The sequence below is a fragment of the Arenimonas sp. genome (genome assembly GCF_047602345.1).
Taxonomy (GTDB): domain Bacteria; phylum Pseudomonadota; class Gammaproteobacteria; order Xanthomonadales; family Xanthomonadaceae; genus Arenimonas.
Genome location: NZ_JASGHN010000010.1, coordinates 306,622 through 330,252 on the forward strand (window position 1 = coordinate 306,622; position 23,631 = coordinate 330,252).

Consider the following 23,631-nt stretch of genomic DNA (forward strand, 5'->3'; position numbering starts at 1 on the left):
ACGGTCAGCGTCGGCGAAAGCGGCCTGCGTGCCGGCGGACTACAGCGGCTCGCGCGGCAGCAGCGGCAGTCCGTGCTCGTTGCGCTGCTCAAGCACCGCTTCGGCGGCGATCTGTTCGCGCAGCGAACGGCCGCCGGGATTCAGGGTCGTTTCGCCGCGCTGCGCCCGCAGCGCGTTGGCGTAGCTGAGCTGGGCACGCGCGCTGTCGTTGCCGGCGGTATGCAGGTGCCCGAGTTCTTCCCAGGCTTCGCTGCCCGCGCCCTGCGCGATCGCGCGGCTCAGCATGTCCTCCGCTTTGCTCCACGATTGCTGGCGCAGGTAGATGCGCCCGAGTGCGAGCGACAGTGCGGCGTCGGCCGGATGCTGGATCAGCCAGCGCTCGGCGCGCGCATGACGACGATCATCGCGTGCGGGCGGCAACAAGCCGAAAGCGCGCACCAGCGCCTCGTCCCACCGCTGGTCGAGCGCATCTGCCAGCGTATCGGCCGCCTGGGCTTCCAGCCCCAGTGCGCCGGCGCGTTCGGCATAAGCGACGATCAACGCGTGTTCGTCGCGCGCCGTCGCCGGCAGCGCCATCCAGCGGCGCTGCAGCTCGTTCGCGTCCGGACTCTGCCGCAGCATCGTCGCGCGCCAGCGGCGCTCGAGCAGCAGCAGGTTGTCGATCGACAACACATGTTCGCCGCGCAGCGACTCGATCGAAGACAGCGCCTCGTCGGCGCGGCCGAGCTGGCAGAGCGCCTCGCCACGCTGCAGTACGCCGCGCGGCGGCAGGTTGCGCTGCTCGACGAAGGGCTGCAGCAATTCGAGCACATCCTGCGGACGTTGCTGCGCCAACAAGCTGTCGGCGGCATGCAGGGCGGCGGCGATCGGATCGTTTTCGGTCAGCGCCGCCTGCAAGGTCGCGGCCGCGACGAGGTCGCCGCGGCGCAGGGCCGCTTCGCGCGCACCGATGCGCGCGAGCAGGCGGGCATCGTCGTCCGCGGCGGCTTTCGCCAGCAGGCTTTCCGCGCGCGCATGCCGGCCCTCGTGCAAAGCGACCAGTCCGCTGATCAGGCGTTGCCTCGCCTGCCGTTTCGCATGTCGGCGCCAGGCGACGAAAGGCAGTCGCGCCAGCGACCATAGGGCCCAGAACAACAGGCTGAGGATGGCCCAGGCGACCAGGGCGAAGGCGACGGTCGTGGTGATCGTCGTGCCATGCCAGCGGATGACGACATTGCCCAGGTCCTGCGACAGCAGTTCCCAGGCCAGCGCACCGAGCGCGGCCAGCACGAGCCACCAGAGCAGATGGCGGAAGAAACTCATGGCCGCGGCTGGCGACTGCGCTGCAGTAGATGCAGTTGTTCGAGACTGGAACCAGCCACCGGCAAGTCCAGCGTCAGCGGCTGCTGGCCGAGGCGACGCAGGCGTTCGCGTCGCTCGCGCAGCAGGGGCGCATCGGCGTACAGGCGCCGCAACCAGCTGTCGATGCGGACAAGCGAGGCCTTGAAAGCGGGTGCGTTGCGCCGCTCCAGCGCCGTGCGCGCCAGCGCGAGTTCGAGCGCGAGACCGGCTTCGCCGGCGCTGCGATCGGCCGGCGTCACCAGATCCTGTTCGCCGCTGGGGCGGACCTGCACGAGCGCATCGAGCAGGCGCTGGAAACCGGACGTGCCGCGGCCCGGTGTCGCCGTCGCGGGTTTCGCCGGGCCGCTGGCGGCCAGTTGCGGCAATACCGCTTCGAGCGCATCGAGTTCGCCGCTGGCCAGCGCCTTCGGATCCTTCGGCATCGCGCGCAGCGCGGCGAGTTCCTGCGCCAGCGACTGGCGAAGGTTCAGTGTGGCCGGATCGCGCAACGAGGACAGCACGCTGTCGGCCAATTCGGTGGCGCGGATCGCACCGGGCACGTCGCCGGCGAGCTGCAGTCGTTGCGCGGCCAGGGTCAGCAGCAGGTCGGCTTCGTCCAGGCGCAGCGCTTCTGCGCCTTCGCGGCGGTCGTCGGCCATTTCGCGCAGGCTGTCTTCCAGCAGGGCCGAACGTTGCGTGATGCCGAGCACTTCGTCGCGCAGCAGATTCGTGCGCGAGCTGGTGTCGCTCAAGCGTTGCTGCAACGATTCCTGGCTGCGATGCAGGCTGCCGAGTTTGCCTTCGGCCTGCAGCAGGCGCGAGTCGAGCGCTTCCGGACTCAGATCCGGCGTGTCGTCCGACACCATCGCCGGTGCCTTGTAATGGCGCCAGCCGACGAAACCCGCGAGCACGGCGCCGATCAGCAACAAGCCCCAGAGCGCGGCCGGAAAGCGGCGCCGGGGCGTCGTCGCGGCGACGGATGCGGGCGAGGTGTCGGGCGTGGAATCGTCCATGGCGCAGGCCGGGGTGAGGTAGGGAATGCTACCGGATGCGACCGCCGAGATGGGCTTCGGCGGCCGCGACCATCGCCGCCGCGCTGGTGTCGTCGGCGAGCACGCAGTTCCGCAAACCCCGGTCGGACAGATGCGCGCGCAGGCGCTCGCTGCTGGCGACGCAGCGGAATCGCCGCAATCGTTCGCGCTGTGGCGCGTTGCAGCCTTGCCACAGCGCGTCGAAGGCTTCGGCGCTGCTGACCAGCAGCACGCTGCGCGGCGGCAGGTCGAACAGGGCGGCCAGTCGCGATGCCGGGATGGGCCTGACGACGCGGCGATAGACCTCGGCCAGCGCAATGCCCATGCGCTGGCGCGACAGCGCCGCCGCGATTTCGCCGCGGCCGCCGGGGGCCGTGATCAGGCCGACGCGGTGGCCCTGCATCGCGGCGAGCGGAAGTTCGGCGAGCAGGTCTTCCGAGGTGGCGCCGCGGCGTGGCGTGCGCACCGCATCGACGCCGGCGCGTTCGAGCGCGGCCGCCGTACCACGACCCAGTGCGAACCAGGTCTGGCCGCGCCGGCGGCGCAGGTTCGCCTGCGCGGCGGCGAAACGCGCAGCGGCCGGACTGGTGGCGATCACCCACGGGCTGGACAGCGCCTTCGCCAGCGCAGTGCGCGCCGGCAGCGCCTGCAGTTGCAGCGTCGTCATGGCGAAACAGTTCGCGCCGCGCCGCGCCGCGGCGCGGCGCACGCCCGCGTGTTGGCCGAGCGGGCGCAACGAGATGACGTACCATGCAGGCGAATGAGCCGGGAGCGCGCGCGACATGGCGCGAGCTTGGCACAGGCTTCCCGACCAGGTCACGCATGGCGACAGGCATGGATGTTCCCGAGATCGCGGCCGATGCGCTCGCTGCGCTCAACGCCGAATACGAGGCGATGCCGCCGGTCGCGGCGATGCGCATCCGTGCCGTCGCCTTCGACGGCGAACGCCTGCGCCTGCTCGCCCCGCTGGCGAACAACGTCAACGACAAGGGCTGCGCCTTCGGCGGCAGCCTCGCCAGCATCATGACGCTGGCCGGCTGGGGCCTGGCGGTGCTCGAGTTGCGGGTGGCGGGCCTCGCGGCCGAGGTCTACGTGGCCGACAGCCAGATCCGCTACCTCGCGCCGCTCTACGATGAATTGCGCGCCGAGGCTGGCCTGGTTGCCGACCAGGACTGGCCGGCGATCCTGCAATGCCTGCGTCAACGCGGCCGCGCCCGCTTGAACGTGCACGCGCAAGTGAACGATGCTGGAGGCCGCGCCGTGGCCACGCTCGAGGCGCGCTTCGCCCTGATTGCCCCCGCAGGAGACTGACGTGATGAAAGCCATGATGCGTATTGCCACCCTTGCGCTGCTCGCATTGCTGTCCGCCTGCGGCACCACCAGCGGAAAGAGCGCCCAGCAAAGCACGTTGAGTGAGTACGCTGCGGCGATCCGCTGGGGCGAGTTCGATCGGGCGCAGGACTTCGTCGATCCGGTCCATCGCCAGGAACATCCGATCACCGACCTCGATCGCGAGCGCTTCAAGCACATGCAGGTGTCGGGCTATGAGGTGAAGCACGCCAGCATGACGCCGGACGGCGGCCTGCAGCAGACTGTCGAGATCCGCGTGATCAACAAGCTCACGCAGAGCGAACGCACCCTGACCGATCGTCAGACCTGGCGTTGGGACGAGGCCGGCAAGCGTCTGTGGCTGACGAGCGGCCTGCCGGATTTCTCGCAGCCGTAAGCCGGGTCGGGGCGCGGGGCGGCGGCATCGCCTGCCCGGCGGACGTTGCCCCTCCGGCGCCCGCGCCGGATAATGCCGCCCCCGTTCGTTTCGAGTCCTCGCATGACCCTGGAAGCCTTGCTGGCCTTCGCCCGCAGCAGTCCGATGCTGTCGCTGGCCTTCGTCGGCCTGACCCTGGCCATCGTCTATACGGAGATCGCGCGTCTGTTCCGCGGCTACCAGTCCGTGTCGCCAGCGACCCTGACCCAGCTGCTGAATCGCGACAATGCCCTGCTGATCGACGTCAGCGCGCTGGCCGATTTCGACAAGGGCCATATCCCGGGCGCGAAGAACGTCCTGCCGAGCCAGCTCGACCCCGAATCCAAGCTGCTCGCCGGCGCGCGCGAGCAGCCCGTCGCCCTGGTCTGCCGCAACGGCGTCGCCTCTTCGCAGGCCGCCCAAAAGCTGGTGAAGGCCGGTTTCAGACAGGTGAGCTGGCTGGACGGCGGCGTCGCCGCCTGGCAGCAGGCCAACCTTCCCCTGGTCAAAGGCCGGGGCTGATTCTCGCCGGATCGCTTGATTTGGCCGGTCTCGGGCCCCATGCGATAATGGCCCGTTTCCGTTTCCCACATTAATTTCCGCTTTTTTCCGGAGTTTTTCCCATGACCGACCAGACCACGCCCGTTGCCGGCGCCGACGATGCTGCCCAGGCGGCCCAGTTCACGATCGAGAAGCTGTACCTGAAAGACGTGAGCTTCGAAGCCCCGAACGCACCGCAGGTGTTCAACGAGCCGGGCCAGCCGCAGCTGAGCATGAACCTCAACCAGAAGGTCGGTCGCCTCAACGACGGCGCGTTCGAAGTCGTGCTCGGCGTGACGCTGACCTGCACGATCAACGACAAGACCGTGTACCTGGCCGAAGTCGCCCAGGCCGGCATCTTCGGTCTCGCCGGTTTCGACGACCGCACCCTGGACATGATGCTCGGCACCTATTGCCCGAACGTACTGTTCCCGTACGTGCGCGAAGCGGTCAGCGACCTGATCAACAAGGGCGGCTTCCCGCCGTTCTACCTGCAGCCGATCAACTTCGAAGCGCTGTACGCCGAAGGCCTGCGCCGTCGCGTCGAAGGCGCGCAGGGTTCGATCGAAGTGGCCGAGGGCGGCAACGCCTGATCTTGCCGTCGATCGCGCGAGCGAGGCGATGAGCGATTCCAAACCGCGTATCGCGGTACTGGGCGCCGGTTCCTGGGGAACCGCGCTCGCCTCGCTTTCCGCACGGCACGGTTATCCGACCGTGCTGTGGGGGCGCGATGCCGCGCAGATCGAATCGATCGCGCTGCGGCACGAGAACACGCGTTACCTCCCGGGCGTCGAACTGCCCGACACGCTCGGCGCCACCACCGACCTCACCGAGGCGGTGCGCAACGCCGAGCTGCTGCTCGTCGTTACGCCGAGCCACGCTTTCAACGAAACCCTGCACGCGCTGGCGCCGTTTCGCCAGCCGAATGCCGGCGTCGCCTGGGCAACGAAAGGTTTCGAGCCCGGCTCCGGGCGTTTCCTGCATGAAGTCGCCGGCGCCATCCTCGGTGTCGGCGTGCCGCTGGCCGTCGTCACCGGGCCTTCGTTCGCGAAGGAAGTCGCGATGGGCCTGCCCACCGCGCTGACGGTGCATTCGGACAACGACGACTTCGCCCAGACCGTCGCCGACGCGCTGCACGGCCCGGCGTTCCGTGCCTATACCGGTTCGGACATGCTCGGCGCCGAACTCGGCGGCGCGATGAAGAACGTGCTGGCGGTCGCCACCGGCATCGCCGATGGCATGGATCTGGGTCTGAATGCGCGTGCCGGCCTGATCACGCGCGGACTCAACGAAATGCTGCGACTCAATGTCGCGCTCGGCGGCCGCGTCGAAACCCTGATGGGGCTCGCCGGACTGGGCGACCTGGTGCTGACCTGCACGGGCGACCTGTCGCGCAACCGTCGACTGGGCCTTGCCCTCGGCCGCGGGCAATCCATCCGCGAAGCCGTCGCGCAGATCGGCCAGGTGGTCGAGTCGGTCCAGACGGTCGACGAAGTGATGCGCCTGGCCGAACGCCATGGCGTCGAGCTGCCGATCAGCGCGCTGGTGCAGCGCGTGCTGCACGAAGACATCACGCCGGCCGAAGGCCTGAGGCTGCTGCTGGCGCGCGAGCAGAAGCCGGAGTATCCGAACGGATTGTTCGGATGATGCTGGCGGTTCGCGGATGAAAAAAACCCGGCGAGAGCCGGGTTTTCTTTTCATTGCGCATCGCTCCGGGTCAGAAACTCGCGCGCACGCCCGCGCCCCAGGTGTTGAAGTGGTTGCTGTCGCGATCGGCGTAGTCGTACGAGGCGTACACGCCCCAGGTATTGCTGATGTGGAACAGGCCGCTGACGCCGGCGCCGAAACCGTTGCCGTAGTCGCCGACATCGGTGTAGGTCGCTTTCACGCTGCCCTCGAACTTGTCCGACATCAGGCTGCGCACGCCGCCGGCGACGCGGTAGCCGTTGTCGCTGCCGACCACATCGAGATCGTCCTGGACGAACGAGGCCTCGGTGAAGAAGTCGGTCTTGTCGCTGAGGCCGTGGCGGAAACCGACGCCGACGGCGGTCTCGGACAGATCGATGCCGTTGTCGCTGACGCGGTCGTAGGACGCGAGGCCGTAGAACTTGTCGCCGAAGGCGACCGAGCCCTTGACGCCGTAACCGTCCATGTCCAGGCCACCGATGTCGGCGGCGCTGTAACCGCCCTGGACGTAGTTGTACTTGAGGTCGGTCGCGTTCGCGGCGGTGAAAGGAAGAGCGGCGGCAAGTGCCAGGGCGAGCAGGGAAAGATTGCGATTCATGTTTATTGACGTCCTTGATATTGGAATTCACCCAGGGGAGGGCGAGGCCAGTATCGAAAAACGCGCGCAACCGGTACTTAATGCTGTTCTGCGCGGCGGGAACTTTTTCGCGCGATTCAGATTGCCGGCGATTCAGGAGACGCGCGATCGCTGCGACTCAGGGCTTCGCGCCGACGAAATCCCACTGGCGCCAGGCTTCGAACACCGCGACCGCGGCGGCATTGGAAAGATTCAGGCTGCGCTGGCCTTCGCGCATCGGCAAGCGCAATCGCTGCGCCTCGTCGATGCGCGCCCACAGTTCGGCGGGCAGGCCGCTCGATTCGGAACCGAAAAGAAACGCATCGCCTTCCTGGTACGAGACCTGGTCGTAGCGTCGCGTCGCCCGCGTCGAGAAAGCGAACACGCGCGTCGGCGCGATCGCCGCGAGGCAGGCGTCGTAGCTGTCGTGGACCCGCAGCGAGGCGTATTCGTGATAGTCGAGGCCGGCGCGACGCAGGCGCGCGTCGTCGAGTTCGAAGCCCAGCGGGCCGATCAGGTGCAACTGCGCGCCGGTGTTGGCGCAGAGCCTGATGATGTTGCCGGTGTTCGGCGGGATCTCGGGGCGATGGAGCAGGACGTGCAGGCGCATGCCCGCATTATCGTCTGCCCGATGCGTTCAGGCGCGGCAGGCGGTGGCGAAGCGGAACGTGCGCTGGTGCAGGTCGCCCGGGGCCGAGGCCAAGCGCAGTCGCGTGACCGATGTGATGCAGGCGCCTTCGCCGACCGAGGTGGTGACGGTGACCGGCGTATTGATGTGCACGATCCGGCCATCGCTGGCGGCCGCGCTGGCGACGTGCACCGCGGTCGGGATGGCCGCATCGGCTTTCTCGACCGTGTTGCCGAGCACTGCGAAGAAGCCCAGAAGGGACAGGGCGAACAGGCCGCGATTGATTTGCATGGAGAAGGACATGACGGACTCCTTGGCTGACAAGCCATAGATGCAGAAGCCGTGCCAAAGGTTTAAGCAAATAAAATCAGCGACTTGCGCCACTGTCCGGGGTGTCCGGACTGTCCGCGGCGTCCGCTTCAGCGTCCGGTCCGGCAGGTGGACAGCGGTACCGAGAGCGCCGCCGCCCACTCGGCCTCGGCCGAATCGCGCGGGGGCCGGGCGAAATCTATGCGCGCGTTCAGCGGCGCCCGGCCGGCATCGTTGCGCAGGTTGCTCGGTCCTTCGAAACGCAACAGGCGCTGCGTGCGCTGGCTGTAGAGCACATCGACATGCGGGGCCAGGAAGCGCAACCAGCCGCTCAGGCTCAGCCGAAACACCCAGGCCGGCTCGCCGGCGAAATCGGCGGCGCCGATGCGTTTGAGCGTGAAGCCGATGCTCTGCTGGCGCGCCGGGATCGCGAACGCCAGCGGCACGTCGCGGCCGGCGACGAGGCTGGGCCACTGGCGGCGGATGAATTCGTCGAAGCCTGCATCGGCCACCAGCCGCGCGGGCGCCAGCGTCGCGGCCTTCTCGCGTCCGGCGCCGCCTTCGCGCACGTACACCGCCGGCCCGTCGTTCCAGCGTAGTCCTTCGACGTAGTCGAATCGCCGGTCCTCGAAACGGAAATCGGGCGCCACGGTCGACCGCCGGTAGTCGATGCGCTTGCGCGCGAACGCGGTCCCGTCCGCGCAGCGATAGAGCACGATTCTTTCGCCGATGCCGTCCTCGCCATGCCGCGTCCAGTGCTCTTCGCGGTAGAGCAGGGCCTGCGACGCCGGATCTTTCGCCAAGCCTTCCTGGTAGCTCAATCCGGCCCAGGCCGGAGCGGCCCAGCCGAATCCGGCCATCGCCAGCACCGACCATGCGGCGGCGAATCGTCGCGAAAATCCGCGGAAATCCCCTGTCATGGCCGCAGTATGCCTCCGGCCCTAGTGTACGCGCCGTCAAACGCGGCTAGCATGGCCGACGTTTCTCCCCCAACAGGTCCTCCATGTCCCGTCTCGCTTTCCGGCCCCGCGCCTCCCTGCTCGCCCTGTCCATCGCGCTCGCCACCGGCCTGCCGCTCGCTTCGGCGCCCGTCGCCGCGAAACCGGCCGCGGTCGACATCGCCTTCGAACAGTTCACCCTGCCCAACGGCCTGCGCGTGATCGTGCACACCGATCGCAAGGCGCCGATCGTGGCGGTCAACATCTGGTACCACGTCGGCTCGAAGGACGAACCGGCCGGTCGCAGCGGTTTCGCGCATCTGTTCGAACACCTGATGTTCCAGGGCAGCGAGAACCACAAGGACGAATACTTCGTGCCCTTCAAGAAGGTCGGCGTGACCGACCAGAACGGCACCACCAATTCCGATCGCACGAATTACTTCCAGAACGTGCCGACCACCGCGCTCGATACCGCGCTGTTCATGGAATCCGATCGCATGGGCCATCTGCTCGGCGCGATCGACCAGGCCGCGCTCGACGAACAACGCGGCGTGGTGCAGAACGAAAAACGCCAGGGCGAGAACCAGCCCTACGGCCGCGTCTGGGACGCGCTGCTGAAGGCGAGCTATCCGGCCGGCCATCCCTACCAGCACAGCACGATCGGTTCGATGAACGATCTGAACGCCGCCGCGCTGGAAGACGTCAAGAACTGGTTCCGCGCCTGGTACGGCCCGAACAATGCCGTGCTCGTGCTCGCCGGCGACATAGACGTCGCGACGGCGAAAGCCAAGGCGATGGAATATTTCGGCGATATCCCGGCCAGCGCCACCCTGGTGCCGAAGCAGCCGATGCCGGCGCCGCGCAAGACCTCGACGCGCGAAACGCTGAGCGATCGCGTGCCGCAGACGCGCATCTACAAGGTCTGGAACGTGCCGCAGTACGACACCGCCGATGCCGATCGACTGGCCCTGCTCGGCCAGGTGCTGGGCGGCAGCGCGTCCTCGCGACTGGACCGTCGCCTCGTGCTCGGCGACAAGCTCGCCGACAACGTCAGCGCTGGCACCGACAGCAGCGAACTCGGTGGCATGTTCATCGTTACCGCCGACGTGAAGAAAGGCGTCGATCCGGCCAAGGTCGAAGCGATCATCCAGGAAGAACTCGACCGCCTGCTGGCCGACGGCCCGACGGCCGATGAACTGGTGCAGGCGCAGACGGTGATCCGCGCCGGCTTCATCCGCGGCATCGAGCGCATCGGCGGATTCGGCGGCAAGGCCGACGTACTGGCCGAATGCGCGGTCTACGCCGGCGACGCCGGCTGCTTCCGCGAATCGCTGGCGCGCCTGCAGAGCAGCACCGCCGCGCAAGTGCGCGATGCCGGCCGCACCTGGTTGCGCCAGGGCGATCACACCCTGACCGTGGTCCCCGGCGATGTGACGCCGATCGTCGAAGCCGCCGCCGAGAAGGCCGCGCCGATGACGATCCCGGCCGCCGATCCGAAGTTCAAGACCACCGCGAGCGCGCTCGATCGTTCCAAGGGCGTGCCGATGCCGACGGAATTCCCGAAGCTGGTCTTCCCGACCCTGCATCGCGCCACGCTCGACAACGGCCTGAAGGTCGTGCTCGCCGAACGGCACGATGTGCCGGTCGTGCAGATGAGCCTGCAGCTCAACGGCGGTTTCGCCAGCGACCCGGCCGGCAAGGAAGGCTTGGCCAATTTCGCCACCGGCATGCTCAACGAAGGCGCCGGCGACTACGACACCATCGCGTTCAACAATCGGGCCGAGCGCCTGGGCGCCAATCTCGGCGCCAACGCCGGTCTCGACGGCGCCGCCGCCAGCTTGTCGGCGTTGAAGGAGAATCTCGGCGATTCGCTGGCCCTGTTCGCCGACATGGTGCAGCGTCCGCGTTTCGACGCCACCGAAGTGGAGCGCGTTCGCGCGCAGCGCCTGGCCGGCCTGCAGCAGGAGAAGGCGCGCCCGCAGATGCTTGGTCAGCGACTGCTGCCCGGCCTGATGTTCAGCAAGGATCATCCCTACGCCAAGCCGATGAGCGGCACCGGCTACGAGTCGTCGATCGCCGGCCTCACCCGCGACGACCTGCTCGAATACCAGCGCCGCTGGCTGCGTCCGGAGAACGCGACACTGGTCGTCGTCGGCGATACCACGCTGGCCGAACTGGTGCCGCAGTTGCAGAAGACGCTCGGCAGCTGGAAAGGCCAGGGTGAAGCCGCCGCGGCGATCGCACCGAAGGCGCAGGCGAACGAGGACAAGGCGCGCGTGTTCCTGGTCGATCAGCCGGGTGCGGTGCAGGCCAACATCTTCGCCGTGCAACTGCTGCCGCCCTCGACCGATCCGCTGGCGGTCAAGCTCGAGTTCGCCAACGGCGTGTTCGGCGGCGATTTCACTTCGCGCCTGAACATGAACCTGCGCGAGAACAAGCACTGGTCCTACGGCGCACGCAGCGGTTTGCCGAGCGCGCTCGGTCCGCGCCTGTGGTCGGCGGCGGCGCCGGTGCAGATCGACAAGACGGCCGAGTCGGCCGCCGAGATCGCGCGCGAGATCGGCGAGTTCGCCGGCGGCAAGTCGCCGGCGCGGCAGGACGAAGTCGACCGGATCCGCGCGATCCAGGTGCTGTCGTTGCCCGGTTCGTTCGAAACCGCCGGCGCCGTGATGGCGCAGGTGAACTCGAACCTGCGCTACGGCCGCCCCGACAATTATGTCGAACTGCGTCTGGCCGAAGTGAAAGCGCTGACGCCGGAGCAGGTGCAGTCGGTCGCAGCGGCGAACTTCCGTCCGAACGCGCTGACCTGGCTGATCGTCGGCGACCTGAAGAAGATCGAGGCCGGCGTGCGCGCACTGAACCTCGGCGACGTGAAAGTGCTCGATGCCGAAGGCAAACCGGTGAAATAAGCGGCAACGGTCATCGACGGTTCACCACGGGCAGGGCGACAATCCTGCCCGTGGTTTTTCCGCCAAACGTTCTACACAACGGAGTGGATATGCGCGCACTGATGCTCGGCACCGGACTGCTGCTGCTAACGGCCTGCAGCTTCGAATTCGTCAAACTCGCGCCCGGGGCGGACAAGGTGCGCGTCGTGCGCAAGACCCAGGACATGGGGGCCTGCCAGAAGCGCGGCGAGATCGAGGTTTCGGTGAAGGATCGGCTCGGCCCGTATTCGCGCGACGCCATCCGCGTGCGCGACGAACTCGAGACCCTGGCGCGCAACGAAGCGCCCAGCTTGAAGGCCGATACCGTACAGCCCAAGGACGAGCCCAACGACGGCGTGCAGCGCTTCCTGGCCTTCCGCTGCGACGGCGCACCGATCCCACCCGCGCAAACGACGCGCGAAACCCAGGGCGCCGAGACCCGCCCGCTGCAGGACTGAAGCCCGAAACCTGCGGTTTTCCGCGACGAAGCCGGCAGATTGGCCGGCCTTCACGGCGTTTTCTTGAGGCCGGGGGCGGAAAAAGGTAAATTCTGCCGGTTTCCCCCAAGGCTACGCCCATGTTGTTCCAGCACGTCGCCATCGCCGGCCTCGCCCATATCGATGCCCCGCACGCCCTGAGCTCGGCAGACATCAATGCCCAGCTGAAGCCCACGATGGATCGCCTCGGCATCAAGACCGACGTCCTGCAGGACATCGCCGGCATTTTCTCGCGCCGCATGTGGGACGCGGGCGTGCAGTCGTCCGACGCCGCCACCCTGGCCGCCGAGAAGGCGTTGACCGACGCTGGCGTCGATCGCGCCAAGATCGGCCTGCTGGTGAACACCTCGGTCAGTCGCGACTATCTCGAGCCGTCCACGGCCTCGATCGTCTCGGGCAACCTGCGCCTGGGCGAGAACTGCCAGAACTTCGACGTGGCCAACGCCTGCCTCGCCTTCCTCAACGGCATGGACATCGCCAGCCGCATGATCGAGCGTGGCGACATCGAATACGCGCTCGTCGTCGATGGCGAGACCGCGAACCTCGTTTACGAAAAGACGCTGGCGCGATTGTCCGACCCGTCCGTCACCGAAGAGCAGTTCCGCAACGAGCTCGCCTCGCTGACCCTGGGCTGCGGCGCCGCCGCGATGGTGCTGGCCCGCGCCGAACTCGCGCCGGAAGCGCCGCGCTACAAGGGCGGCGTGACGCGCGCCGCGACCGAGTGGAACACGCTGTGCCGCGGCAATCTCGACCGCATGGTCACCGATACGCGCATGCTGCTGATCGAAGGCCTGAAGCTGGCGCAGAAGACCTTCATCGCCGCGCGTCTCGCCCTGGGTTGGGCGGTCGAGGAACTCGACCAGTTCGTCATCCACCAGGTCAGCCGCGTGCATACCGAAGCCTTCATCAAGGCCTTCGGCATCGATCCGCAGAAAGTACTGACCATCTTCAACGAGCACGGCAACATCGGCCCGGCCTCGGTGCCGATCGTGCTGAGCAAGCTCAAGGAAATGGGTCGCCTGAAGAAAGGCAATCGCATCGCCCTGCTCGGTATCGGCTCGGGTCTGAACTGTTCGATGGCCGAAGTGGTTTGGTAAAGGCGCCTGCTGCGCTCGTTCACGGGTGGCCGGGCGCAGGCTTTCACGCATGAATGCCGACAATCTGAGCGCCGAACAGGCGCGCGTGCTCGCCCAGGGCCCTTTCCCGGACTATCCGTTCACGCCGCAGGCCTTCGTGCACGCGAATGGGCTGACGCAGAGCTATCTCGACGAAGGCCCGCGCGACGGCGAAGTCGTGGTGATGTTACACGGCAACCCGTCCTGGAGTTTCTACTGGCGCAAGCTCGTGCTCGGCTTGCGCGATCGCTATCGCTGCATCGTGCCGGACCACATCGGCATGGGCATGAGCGACCGCCCCGGCGACGATCGTTACGAATACACGCTGCAATCGCGCATCGACGACCTCGATGCGCTGCTGCGCCATCTCGGCATCGACGGGCCGGTGACCCTGGCCGTGCACGACTGGGGCGGCATGATCGGTTTCGGCTGGGCGCTGAAGCAGAGCGAGCGCGTGCGCCGACTCGTCGTATTGAATACTTCGGCCTTCCCGTTGCCGACCGCCAAGCGCATGCCGCTGCGCCTGCGCATGGGTCGCGATTCGCGCATCGGCGGCTTCCTCATCCGTCGCTTCAATCTGTTCGCGCGCGGCGCGGCGCATTTCGGCACGCGCCGTCGTCTGTCGCCCGATGTGCGTCGCGCCTATTCGGGCTTGTACGACGGATGGGATGCGGCGATCAGCACCCTGCGTTTCATGCAGGACATCCCGCTGGCGCCGGGCGATCGTGCCTGGCCGTTGGTGGAAGCCTCGGCGAAGAAACTGCCCGACTACGCCGACCGACCGGTCTTCCTCGGTTGGGGCCTGCGCGATTTCGTTTTCGACAGGCATTTCCTCGAAGGCTTCCGCGCCGCGCTGCCGAAGGCCGAGCAGCTCGTCTATGGTGATGCCGGCCACTATGTACTCGAGGACAAGGCCGACGAGTTGGTGCCGGCCATCCGCGCCTTCCTCGACAAGCATCCTCTCTGAGCGCGGCGGCAGGCAGGATGCGCGCATGAGCGAGACCTGCAACATCGCCGCGATCCTGCCGCGCATGGCCGCCGAACGCGGCGAGCAGATCGCGATGCGTTGCCCGGGCCGACGCGGCGCCGACGGCTTCGCCGCCTATGACCTGACCCTGAGCTATCGCGAACTGGAGGATCGCTCGAACGCGATCGCCGCCGGCCTGCGCGGTTTTGGCATCTCGCGCGGTACGCGCACCGTGTTGATGGTCCGGCCGTCGCCGGAATTCTTCCTGCTGATGTTCGCCCTGTTCAAACTCGGCGCGGTGCCGGTCCTGGTGGACCCGGGCATCGCGCGATCGGCACTGAAACAATGCCTGGACGAAGCCGAACCGGAAGCCTTCATCGGCATTCCGCTGGCGCATGTCGCGCGCATCGTGCTGGGCTGGGCGCGCTCGGCCACGTGCCACGTCACCGTCGGCCGTCGTTGGGGCTGGAGTGGACGCACTCTGGCGCAGATCGAAACCGAAGGCGCCAATGCCGGCCCGCAACTCGCGGATACCGCATCGGATGAAATGGCGGCCCTGCTGTTCACTTCCGGATCGACCGGCGTGCCGAAGGGCGTCACGTATCGGCATCGCCATTTCGTCGCGCAGATCGAGTTGCTGCGCAACGCCTTCGGCATGCAGCCCGGTGGCGTCGATCTTCCGACTTTCCCGCCCTTCGCTCTGTTCGACCCCGCGCTCGGATTGACTTCTATCATTCCCGACATGGATCCGACGCGCCCGGCGCAGGCCGATCCGCGCAAGCTGATCGATGCGATCCGCCGCTTCGGCGTGACCCAGCTGTTCGGGTCGCCGGCGCTGGTGGATGTCCTGTCGCGCCACGGCGAAAAACTCCCGACCGTCACACGCGTGACCTCGGCGGGTGCGCCGGTGCCGCCCGACGTCGTCGCGCGCATGCGCGCGCTGCTGCCGGAAGGCGCGCAGCTGTGGACGCCCTACGGCGCTACCGAATGCCTGCCGGTCGCCGTGATCGAAGGGCGCGAACTGCAATCCACGCGCGACGCCACCGAACACGGCGCGGGCACCTGCATCGGCCGCCCGGTGCCGCCGAACGAGGTGCGCATTATCGCCATTGGCGATGAGCCGATATCCGAATGGCGCGACCGCCTGCTGGCATCGCCCGGGGTCGTCGGCGAAATCACCGTCGCCGGCCCCAGCGCAACCGACGAGTATTTCCGTCGTCCGCAGGCCACCGCGCTGGCGAAGATCGCCGAGACGATGGCCGACGGAACGCAGCGCATCGTGCACCGCATGGGCGACCTGGGTTACTTCGATCGCGAAGGCCGGCTGTGGTTCTGCGGCCGCAAGTCCCATCGCGTGCGCGCGGCAGGCGGCGAGCTCTATACCGAGAAGGTCGAGCCGGTATTCAACGTGCAGGCCGACGTGCGCCGTACCGCCCTGGTCGGCGTCGGCGCGCCGGGGTCGCAGCGCGCCGTGCTTTGCGTCGAACTCAAGGCCGGGACGCCATCGGCGAAGCGCCAGCAGGTGCTGGACGAGTTGCGCAGGATTGGCTCTGCGTTCGACCACACCGCCGATATCGACACCTTCCTGTTCCACCCGAAGTTTCCGGTGGATATCCGGCACAATGCCAAGATCGGTCGCGAGCAGCTCGCGCGTTGGGCGGCAAAAGAATTGGGAGCGAAGGCGTGAAGATTCTCGTCACGGGCGGCGGCGGTTTCCTCGGTCTGGCCCTGTGCCGCGGCTTGGTCGAATTCGGGCACGAGGTCACCAGTTTCCAGCGCAATCGCTCCGCCGAACTCGATGCGCTCGGCGTGCGCCAAGTGCTGGGCGATCTCGCCGACGGCGAGGCAGTGATGCAGGCCGGCGCCGGTCAGGACGCCGTCTTCCACAACGCCGCGAAGGCCGGCGCCTGGGGCAGCTACGAGAGTTATCACCGCCCGAACGTGATCGGCACCGAAAACGTCATTGCCGCCTGCCGCTTCCACGGCATCGGCCGTCTCGTTTACACCTCCACGCCCAGCGTCACCCATCGCGCGACGAATCCGGTGGAGGGCGGCACGGCCGAAACCGTGCCTTATGGCGAACATTTCAAGGCGCCGTACGCGACGACGAAGACGATCGCCGAAAAAGCCGTGCGCGCCGCCAGCGATTCCAACCTGCTGACGGTCTCCCTGCGTCCGCGCCTAATCTGGGGCGTCGGCGACAACCAATTGCTGCCGCGCCTGGTCGAGCGTGCGAAGGCCGGGCGACTGCGCCTGGTCGGCGGTGGACACAACCGCATCGACACCACCTACATCGACAATGCCGCGCAGGCGCATTTTGATGCCTTCGCCGCGCTGCAGCCGGGCGCGCCCTGCGCCGGCAAGGCCTATTTCATTTCCAACGGCGAACCGAAACCCGCGCGCGAAATCGTCAACTCGCTGTTGCAGGCCGTCGGCGCGCCGACGGTGGACAAGGCGCTGCCGTTTGCCGCGGCCTATGCCATCGGCGCGGTCTGCGAAGCGGCCTGGCATGCCTTGCCGCTGAAGGGCGAACCGCCGCTGACGCGGTTCCTGGCAGAGCAGCTGTCGACCACGCATTGGTACGACATGGCGCCGGCGACGCGCGATTTCGGCTATCGCCCTCGTGTCAGCATCGCCGAAGGCCTGCGTCGCCTCGGCGAGGACTGGACCCGGCGCCACCCGTAGTTCCGATGCGGCCCGGTACAATGAGCACATGAACCAGCCCGCGCCTTCGCCCTTCGATGCGTTCAAGCCCATGGCCGGCCGCGCGCTGGAAATCGCGCTGAATCGCGTGATCGCGCTCGATCCGGAAACCCGGGCCGCACTGGACTCGCTGGATGGTCGCCGCATCGAAATCGCGCTGGAATCCCCCGCGCTGGCGCTGTCCATCGCCGTACGCGATCGCAAGCTCTGGGTCGGTCCGCCCGAAACCGGTAGCGAACCCGACCTCGGCTTGCGCGCGACCCTGGGTGGCCTGCTGTCGCAGCTGCCTTTCACCCGTCGCGATGGCGCGCCGCCGGTCGGCAAGCTGCGCATCAACGGCGATGCCGAACTCGCCCGCACGCTGCAGAAGCTGGCGCAAGGTTTCGATCCGGACTGGGAACGCCCCTTCGCCGATGCGCTCGGTCCGATCCTCGGGCCGCAGGCGGCGCGGATGCTGCGCGAAGGCTTGCGCAACGGCCGCCGCGTCGCCGGCAATTTCGCGCGCGATGCCGCCGAGTTCGTCACCGAGGAAAGTCGCGATGTCGTCGGCAAGGACGAGCTCGCCGCTTTCCACGACGACGTCGATGCCTTGCGCGATCGCGCCGAACGATTGAACGCGAGGGTGGATCGCCTGCGGCAACGCGGAGACGCGGCATGAAGCCTTTCATCCGCGCGCTCGGCATCGCCCGCGTGTTGCTGCGGCATCGGCTCGACGGTCTGCTCGAGAACACCGCCTTCGGTCGCTGGTTATGGTTGCTGCGGCCCTTCGCCGGTGTGCGCAACGAGGAAGCGAACCTGCCGCGCGGACAGCGCCTGCGCCTGGCCTTGCAGGAACTCGGCCCGATCTTCGTGAAGTTCGGCCAGATCCTGTCCACGCGCCGCGACCTGATGCCGCCCGACGTCGCCGACGAACTGGCATTGCTGCGCGACCAGGTCGCGCCTTTCGATGGCGCGCTTGCGCGCGCCGAAATCGAACGGGCCTTGGGCAAACCGATCGAAGCATCGTTCGCGAGCTTCGACGCGACGCCGCTGGCGTCGGCATCGATCGCGCAGGTGCATGCCGCCGTTCTGCCGGACGGACGCGAGGTCGCGGTGAAGGTGTTGCGGCCTGGCATCCGCGCGAAGATCGAAGCCGATATCGCCTTGCTGCGCTCGCTCGCGGCCCTGGCCGATCGCCATCACCCCAGCGCGGACAAGATCCGGCCGCAGGAGATCGTTTCGGAGATCGAAACGACCCTGCACGCCGAGCTCGACCTGCAGCGCGAAGGCGCCAACGCCAGCCTGATGCGCCGCCTGTGGGCGAATTCTGACGACCTGTACGTGCCGGAAGTGCACTGGCCGCTGTCCGGCGAGACGGTGCTGACGATGGAGCGCGTGCGCGGCATCGGTTCGGACGACATCGCCGCGATCGACGCCGCCGGCATCGATCGTCGCCGCCTGGCGGAGAAAGGCGTGCGCGTGTTCTACACGCAGGTCTTCCGTGACAATTTCTTCCACGCCGATGCGCATGCCGGCAACATCTGGGTGGATACCGCCCGGGCCGAAAATCCGCGCTTCATCGCCCTGGATTTCGGCATCGTCGGGCAGCTCACTTCGCGCGACCAGTACTATCTCGCCGAGAACTTCATGGCGATCTTCCAGCGCGATTACCGGCGCATCGCCGAACTGCATGTCGAAGCGGGCTGGATGCCGGCGCACCTGCGCATCGACGAACTGGAGGCGGCCACGCGCGCCGTCTGCGAGCCTTATTTCACCCGCCCCTTATCGCAGATCTCGCTGGCCGAGGTCCTGCTGAAGCTGTTCCGTACCGCCCAGCGTTACGAGCTGACCCTGCAGCCGCAGTTGATCCTGCTGCAAAAGACCCTGCTCAATGTCGAAGGCGTCGCGCGGCAACTCGACCCCGAACTCGACATCTGGGCGGTCGCGCGGCCGGTACTGGAAACGATCCTGCGCGAACGCTACAGCCCGCGCACCCTGCTCGGCGAGTTCCGCAAGCGTCTGCCGGAGCTGGTGACGCAGGCGCCGGACATGCCGCGTCTCGTGCGCGACTGGCTGGCGCAGCAGGTCAGCGGCGCGCATACGCTGCACATGCAGTCGAACGAACTGGCCGAGCTGGCGAAGATCTCGCGCGAAGGCCAACGGCAGACGGTGTTCGCGATCCTCGGCACCGGATTGCTGATCGTCGCGGCCGTGCTGTTCTCTTTCGACCGCGGCGGCCCGCACTTCTTTTCGCTGACGGCAGCGACCTGGTTGGCGGGGCTGGGCGCGTTCGGCGCGTTCCTCGCCGCGTGGCCGCGGCGTCGGTGATCCTGTAGGAGCCAGCTTGTTGGCGACCGGCGTCCAGCGAGAATCGTTCCGATGAAGCGATCAGTCGCCAGCGAGCTGGCTCCTACGGATGGATTCGCCTTTGATTGAAGTGTTGTACGCCGACGCGCGCTTCGCCGTGGTGAACAAGCCCGCCGGCCTGATGGCGCACGCCAGCGCGATGGCGCGCGGCGAGGACGATTTTCTCGACGAACGCTTGCGCGAGCAGTTCGGCACCGCGGTGCACCTCGTGCATCGGCTCGATCGCGCCACCAGCGGCTGCCTGCTGGTCGCGCTCGATCGCGACAGCGCATCGGCGCTGGGCAAGGTCTTCATGTCGCGCGAGGTGCGCAAGGACTATCTCGCGGTGTGTCGCGGCTGGCCGGAGCCTTCGTTCGTGCTCGACTACGCGTTGGACGGCGGCCCGGGCAAACCGGAGAAGAAGCCGGCGATTACCGCGTTCGAGCGGCTGGCGACGGCCGAGCTCGACAGTCCCGATGCGCGCCATGCCACGTCGCGTTACGCCCTGATGCGTTGTTCGCCGGAGACCGGGCGTTACCGGCAGATCCGCCGCCACCTCAAGCACCTGTCGCACCATTTGATCGGCGACAGCAGCCATGGCGATGGCCGGCACAACCGCGCGTTCCGCATGCGCGGCGTGCACCGCATGCTGCTGCATGCCTGGCGCCTCGGTTTCGAACATCCGTTCAATGGCGAACGCGTCGAGGTGGAGGCGCCGCTGGATGCGGAGTTCCATCGGGCGCTGGAACTGCTGGACTGGGATCCGGCGACATCCGGCTTCCGCCAACGGCCCGTCGTCAAGGCTTGATCGCAGAAGGGCGAAGGCCCAACCTATCCCCATGGCCAAGCTCTATTTCTACTATTCGGCGATGAATGCCGGCAAGACGACGACGCTGCTGCAGAGCGCGTACAACTACCACGAACGCGGCATGCGCACGCTGGTGCTGACGCCGCGCCTGGATACGCGGGCCGGCGAAGGAATCGTCGCTTCGCGCATCGGCCTGAAGGCGAAGGCGATCGCCTTCGAACGCGACGACGACCTGTTGCAGATCGCCCGCGACGACATCGCGACGCGCGGCGAACTCGGCTGCGTGCTGGTGGACGAAGCGCAGTTCCTGAGCAAGTCGCAGGTCTGGCAGTTGAGCGAAATCGTCGACAAGTTGAAAACGCCGGTACTCGCCTATGGGCTGCGCACGGATTTCCGCGGCGAGCTTTTCGAAGGCAGCCAGTATCTGCTGGCCTGGGCCGACAATCTGGTCGAACTCAAGACCATCTGCCATACCGGCAAGAAGGCGACGATGGTCGTGCGGGTCGACGAGAACGGGCGCGCCGTCACCGACGGGCCGCAGGTGGAGATCGGCGGCAACGATCGTTACGTGTCGGTTTCGCGCGCCGAGTTCAAGAAAGTGATGGCGGGCGAAGGCCGCATCGAGGCGCAACAACCGCCCTTGCCGCTCGAGTAGTCGCGCTTCGCGCCTCAGTCCGGAATGCCGCGCCGGCCCGTGCCGGTCGTGCCCAGACAGGGATTGCCGATCGCACGCAGGCGGCGCTGCAGGCGCAGGTTCTCCGGCTCGGCATCGTGCGCCAGGCCCATCGCTTCGTTCAGGCTCATCGTTCCGCTGACGGCGGCGCCCTGCCGGCAGGCCGCCGCCGACTGCAGGGCCAGCGCCTGCCAGCGCCAGCGCCGGTCGGCCGTGGCCGAAGAACGCAGTTGCTGCGCCAGTCGCGCCATCGCGGTGCCGCCGCCGTCCTCGAGCTCGACGCGCGCGCGCGCCAGCAACAAGGCGGCGCTGTCGCCGCGATCGTCCGGCCACAGGGCCAGCCAATCCCTCGCCTGCTTGCGGTCGCCGCGATCGAGCGAAGACTGCACCAGTTCCGACAGGCGCACGCCGGCATCGCCCGTCCGCGCCGTGATCAGCGCATCGACACAGTCGCGGCCGAACTTCCAGCCGGCGGCTGCCTGCCCGAGATCGATGTGCGCGTTGGCGTTCTGGCACAGGGTGTGGCGGTACTCGCTGTCGCGATCGAGCTGGCGCCAGATGCGCTGCGCATTGTTCAGGGCCGGCACCGCTTCGTCGGCGCGATCGCGCATCAGGGCAAGGGCGCCGAGGCGGTCGTCGACGATCGCCACCGAATTGCTGTCGTCGCCCCAGCGCAGGCGTTGTCCCTCGCGCGAAAGTTCCACCAGCCGTTGCGCCTCGGTCAGCTTGCCGGCGGAGGACAGGGTTTCGGCGAGGTAACCCTGGGCCACGACGGTGCGCGGATGGCTGGCGCCGAAACGCGTCAGGCTGATGTCGAGCGCCTGTCGATACGCGGCTTCGGCTTCGAGGCGATTGTCCATCCGGCGGAAAGCGTGGCCGAGGTAACGCCAGATATCGACGCCCAGCGCATTGCGCTCGCCGCCGGCCTGGCGCAACTGGTCCAGGGCTTCGCGCAGTTGCTTTTCCGCTTCCTGCGGCTTGTTGGCATCGAGCAGCAGCAGGGCGAGATCGGTGCGGCTTTCGGCTTGCAGCGCGAGATTGTCGCTGTGCAGACGACGCAATTGCAGCGCCTGGCCGAACAGGTCGCGCGCGACGGCCTGGCCTTCGAGCTGGCGATGGCAGCGGCCGAGCTGGCTGAAGTACTCGGCGACTTGCAACGGATAGGTTGCGGTAGCGGCGTGCGCGGTCGTCAGCAGATGGCCGATGCTGTCCAGGCATTGCTGGCTGCGGCCGAGTTCGCGCAGGCTGCGACCGCGCAGGGCGGCCGATTCGAGCAGCATGCCATCGGTCGCCTCCGGGCCGAGGATGCGCAGCAGCTCCTGTTGGCGGTCGAGCAATTGCAGCGCTTCGCGATCGTCGCCGAGGCCGGCGCGCAGGCGCGCGATCAGCCCGAGCAGCTGCGCGCGCGCGACGGGTTGGGTTGTCAGTTCGGTATCGGCGCGACGCACGCCGGTGTCGAGCAGGGCGCGCACGTCCAGGCCCTGGTTGCCGCGCGAGTTGCCGGTGTTCTCGAACAGGGCGATGACGAAGTCCTGCATCGCCTGCGCGCGCGCCGCTTCCTGGAAGGCACGGTTGGCCTGCCAGGCGACGATGCCCAGCGTCACGGCGAGCACGAGGCAGATGCCGAGCGAGAGCACCATGCCGAGCGCATGTCGGTGCAGGTATTTGTGGATGCGATAACCCAGGCTCTGCGCGCGAGCATGCACAGGCTGGCCGTCGCGATAGCGACGCAAGTCCTGCGCCAACGCCTCCACCGAGGGATAACGCTGGTCGGGCTCCTTGTTCAGCGCTTTCAGCACGATGTTGTCGAGGTCGCCGGCGATGGCGCGCGCACGCCGGCGATCGCTGGCCAAGCCGCTTTCTTTCGCCAGGCGCATCGCCGCCAACGATGGCCTCAAGGCCTCCTCGTGCAGGATGGCTTCTTCCCAGGCCGCATCGCTCTGGCGCTCGACGTCGTAGGGTTTGCGTTCGGTCAGCAATTCGTACAGCACGACGCCGAGCGCATACACGTCGGTCATCGTCGTGATCAGTTCGCCGCGCAGTTGTTCCGGCGCGGCGTAGTGCAGGGTGAAGGCGCGCCCACCGGTCTTGGTGATCTCCACGCCCGGGTCGGTTACCTGGTCGAGCAGCTTGGCGATGCCGAAATCGAGCAGGCAGACCTCGCCGGCCGGCGTGACCAGGATGTTCGACGGCTTCAGATCGCGATGCACGACGAGGTTGGCGTGCGCGTGGCTGACGGCATCGCAGATCTGCGCGAACAGCGCCAGCCGCGTCGGCACGTCGAGGTTCTGCGTGCGCGCATAGGCCGTGATCGGATCGCCGCGGATGTAATCGAGCGCGAGGTAGGGCTGGCCGTCCTGGCTGATGCCGGCATCGAGCAGGCGAGCGATGTGCGCGTGGCCGAGTCGCGCGAGGATCTGCCGTTCGCGGGTGAAGCGCGCGCGCAGGCCGGCGTCGCCGAGACCGGGACGCAGCAGTTTCAGCGCGACGCGACGTTCGTACAGGCCGTCGGCGCGCACCGCCAACCAGACCTGGCCCATGCCGCCTTCGCCCAGCGGTACGACCAGGCGGTAAGGGCCGATCTCCTGGCCGGCCTGCGGCGCGAACACGGCACCGTCGACGACGGGATGCGCCATGAAATCGGGGCGCTCGTCCTCCAGCGCGATCAACTTCTTCAGCTCGGCCGCCAGCGTCGGGTCGCGCGCCTCGATCTGGCGCAGACGGTCGCTGCGCGCCTCGCCGTTGAGTTCCAGCAATTCGTCCAGCAGAGGCGACAGCTCGGTCCAGCGCTCGCCGATCATTCG

General features: G+C 67.6%; 23 protein-coding genes. 15 read left to right on the forward strand and 8 right to left on the reverse strand.

Features of this window, described 5'->3' with window-relative positions:
* Positions 1 to 39: 39 nt before the first annotated feature.
* From QM707_RS14255 to QM707_RS14265, 3 genes are read right to left on the reverse strand one after another with little or no spacing between them, the layout of a single operon-like run.
* Positions 40 to 1,302, reverse strand: coding sequence for a heme biosynthesis HemY N-terminal domain-containing protein (locus tag QM707_RS14255; protein WP_415002541.1), 1,263 nt, complete (start codon positions 1,300 to 1,302; stop codon positions 40 to 42).
* On the reverse strand, positions 1,299 to 2,333 hold the full coding sequence (locus QM707_RS14260; protein ID WP_415002542.1) for a uroporphyrinogen-III C-methyltransferase: 1,035 nt from the start codon (positions 2,331 to 2,333) through the stop codon (positions 1,299 to 1,301). Before QM707_RS14260 ends, QM707_RS14255 begins: the two co-directional genes overlap by 4 nt.
* 28 nt (positions 2,334 to 2,361) lie before the next feature.
* Complete coding sequence (locus tag QM707_RS14265) at positions 2,362 to 3,135, reverse strand: uroporphyrinogen-III synthase (RefSeq protein ID WP_415002543.1); 774 nt, start codon at positions 3,133 to 3,135, stop codon at positions 2,362 to 2,364.
* 50 nt (positions 3,136 to 3,185) lie between these two features.
* Here QM707_RS14265 and QM707_RS14270 point away from each other — a divergent pair, with 50 nt between their 5' ends.
* From QM707_RS14270 to QM707_RS14290, 5 genes are all read left to right on the forward strand, one after another.
* Positions 3,186 to 3,662 carry a YiiD C-terminal domain-containing protein gene (locus QM707_RS14270; protein WP_415002544.1) on the forward strand — a complete coding sequence of 159 codons (477 nt, stop codon included), beginning with the start codon at positions 3,186 to 3,188 and terminating at the stop codon, positions 3,660 to 3,662.
* A 4-nt stretch (positions 3,663 to 3,666) separates the two neighbouring features.
* Positions 3,667 to 4,077 (forward strand): hypothetical protein, encoded by a 411-nt coding sequence (locus QM707_RS14275; RefSeq protein ID WP_415002545.1) that lies wholly within the window; start codon positions 3,667 to 3,669, stop codon positions 4,075 to 4,077.
* Positions 4,078 to 4,179: 102 nt separating this feature from the next.
* Positions 4,180 to 4,617, forward strand: coding sequence for a rhodanese-like domain-containing protein (locus QM707_RS14280; RefSeq protein WP_415002546.1), 438 nt, complete (start codon positions 4,180 to 4,182; stop codon positions 4,615 to 4,617).
* Between the two features lie 101 nt (positions 4,618 to 4,718).
* The gene (secB, locus tag QM707_RS14285; protein ID WP_415002547.1) at positions 4,719 to 5,228 is read left to right on the forward strand and encodes a protein-export chaperone SecB; all 510 of its coding nucleotides are present in this window, start codon (positions 4,719 to 4,721) and stop codon (positions 5,226 to 5,228) included.
* Positions 5,229 to 5,256: 28 nt separating this feature from the next.
* On the forward strand, positions 5,257 to 6,282 hold the full coding sequence (locus tag QM707_RS14290) for an NAD(P)H-dependent glycerol-3-phosphate dehydrogenase (protein ID WP_415002548.1): 1,026 nt from the start codon (positions 5,257 to 5,259) through the stop codon (positions 6,280 to 6,282).
* Between the two features lie 70 nt (positions 6,283 to 6,352).
* On the opposite strand, the gene QM707_RS14295 is transcribed toward QM707_RS14290, so the two are convergent.
* The 4 genes from QM707_RS14295 to QM707_RS14310 all read right to left on the reverse strand — a co-directional run bounded on the left by QM707_RS14295 (position 6,353) and on the right by QM707_RS14310 (position 8,794).
* Positions 6,353 to 6,919, reverse strand: coding sequence for a hypothetical protein (locus QM707_RS14295; protein ID WP_415002549.1), 567 nt, complete (start codon positions 6,917 to 6,919; stop codon positions 6,353 to 6,355).
* A 157-nt stretch (positions 6,920 to 7,076) separates the two neighbouring features.
* Positions 7,077 to 7,547 (reverse strand): tRNA (cytidine(34)-2'-O)-methyltransferase, encoded by a 471-nt coding sequence (locus tag QM707_RS14300; RefSeq protein ID WP_415002550.1) that lies wholly within the window; start codon positions 7,545 to 7,547, stop codon positions 7,077 to 7,079.
* 27 nt (positions 7,548 to 7,574) lie between these two features.
* Positions 7,575 to 7,868: a hypothetical protein gene (locus QM707_RS14305; protein WP_415002551.1), complete on the reverse strand. Its 294-nt coding sequence runs from the start codon at positions 7,866 to 7,868 to the stop codon at positions 7,575 to 7,577.
* 116 nt (positions 7,869 to 7,984) lie between these two features.
* Positions 7,985 to 8,794 carry a hypothetical protein gene (locus tag QM707_RS14310; RefSeq protein ID WP_415002552.1) on the reverse strand — a complete coding sequence of 270 codons (810 nt, stop codon included), beginning with the start codon at positions 8,792 to 8,794 and terminating at the stop codon, positions 7,985 to 7,987.
* Between the two features lie 83 nt (positions 8,795 to 8,877).
* Here QM707_RS14310 and QM707_RS14315 point away from each other — a divergent pair, with 83 nt between their 5' ends.
* The 10 genes from QM707_RS14315 to QM707_RS14360 all read left to right on the forward strand — a co-directional run bounded on the left by QM707_RS14315 (position 8,878) and on the right by QM707_RS14360 (position 20,809).
* On the forward strand, positions 8,878 to 11,721 hold the full coding sequence (locus tag QM707_RS14315) for a M16 family metallopeptidase (RefSeq protein ID WP_415002553.1): 2,844 nt from the start codon (positions 8,878 to 8,880) through the stop codon (positions 11,719 to 11,721).
* An 89-nt stretch (positions 11,722 to 11,810) separates the two neighbouring features.
* The gene (locus QM707_RS14320; RefSeq protein WP_415002554.1) at positions 11,811 to 12,197 is read left to right on the forward strand and encodes a DUF4156 domain-containing protein; all 387 of its coding nucleotides are present in this window, start codon (positions 11,811 to 11,813) and stop codon (positions 12,195 to 12,197) included.
* 119 nt (positions 12,198 to 12,316) lie between these two features.
* The gene (locus QM707_RS14325; protein ID WP_415002555.1) at positions 12,317 to 13,333 is read left to right on the forward strand and encodes a 3-oxoacyl-ACP synthase III; all 1,017 of its coding nucleotides are present in this window, start codon (positions 12,317 to 12,319) and stop codon (positions 13,331 to 13,333) included.
* Positions 13,334 to 13,382: 49 nt separating this feature from the next.
* Positions 13,383 to 14,318, forward strand: a complete 936-nt coding sequence (locus QM707_RS14330; RefSeq protein ID WP_415002556.1) for an alpha/beta fold hydrolase — start codon at positions 13,383 to 13,385, stop codon at positions 14,316 to 14,318.
* A gap of 25 nt (positions 14,319 to 14,343) precedes the next feature.
* Positions 14,344 to 16,005 carry an olefin beta-lactone synthetase gene (gene oleC / locus QM707_RS14335; protein WP_415002557.1) on the forward strand — a complete coding sequence of 554 codons (1,662 nt, stop codon included), beginning with the start codon at positions 14,344 to 14,346 and terminating at the stop codon, positions 16,003 to 16,005.
* Positions 16,002 to 17,003 carry a 2-alkyl-3-oxoalkanoate reductase gene (gene oleD / locus QM707_RS14340; RefSeq protein ID WP_415002558.1) on the forward strand — a complete coding sequence of 334 codons (1,002 nt, stop codon included), beginning with the start codon at positions 16,002 to 16,004 and terminating at the stop codon, positions 17,001 to 17,003. Before oleC ends, oleD begins: the two co-directional genes overlap by 4 nt.
* Before the next feature lie 28 nt (positions 17,004 to 17,031).
* Positions 17,032 to 17,679 (forward strand): SCP2 domain-containing protein, encoded by a 648-nt coding sequence (locus QM707_RS14345; protein ID WP_415002559.1) that lies wholly within the window; start codon positions 17,032 to 17,034, stop codon positions 17,677 to 17,679.
* Positions 17,676 to 19,328 (forward strand): ubiquinone biosynthesis regulatory protein kinase UbiB, encoded by a 1,653-nt coding sequence (ubiB, locus tag QM707_RS14350; RefSeq protein ID WP_415002560.1) that lies wholly within the window; start codon positions 17,676 to 17,678, stop codon positions 19,326 to 19,328. The genes QM707_RS14345 and ubiB overlap by 4 nt, the downstream gene beginning before the upstream one ends.
* A gap of 88 nt (positions 19,329 to 19,416) precedes the next feature.
* Positions 19,417 to 20,154, forward strand: coding sequence for a pseudouridine synthase (locus tag QM707_RS14355; RefSeq protein ID WP_415002561.1), 738 nt, complete (start codon positions 19,417 to 19,419; stop codon positions 20,152 to 20,154).
* A 31-nt stretch (positions 20,155 to 20,185) separates the two neighbouring features.
* The gene (locus tag QM707_RS14360) at positions 20,186 to 20,809 is read left to right on the forward strand and encodes a thymidine kinase (RefSeq protein ID WP_415002562.1); all 624 of its coding nucleotides are present in this window, start codon (positions 20,186 to 20,188) and stop codon (positions 20,807 to 20,809) included.
* Between the two features lie 14 nt (positions 20,810 to 20,823).
* Here QM707_RS14360 and QM707_RS14365 read toward each other — a convergent pair whose 3' ends face one another.
* Positions 20,824 to 23,628 carry a protein kinase domain-containing protein gene (locus QM707_RS14365; protein WP_415002563.1) on the reverse strand — a complete coding sequence of 935 codons (2,805 nt, stop codon included), beginning with the start codon at positions 23,626 to 23,628 and terminating at the stop codon, positions 20,824 to 20,826.
* Positions 23,629 to 23,631: the final 3 nt, after the last annotated feature.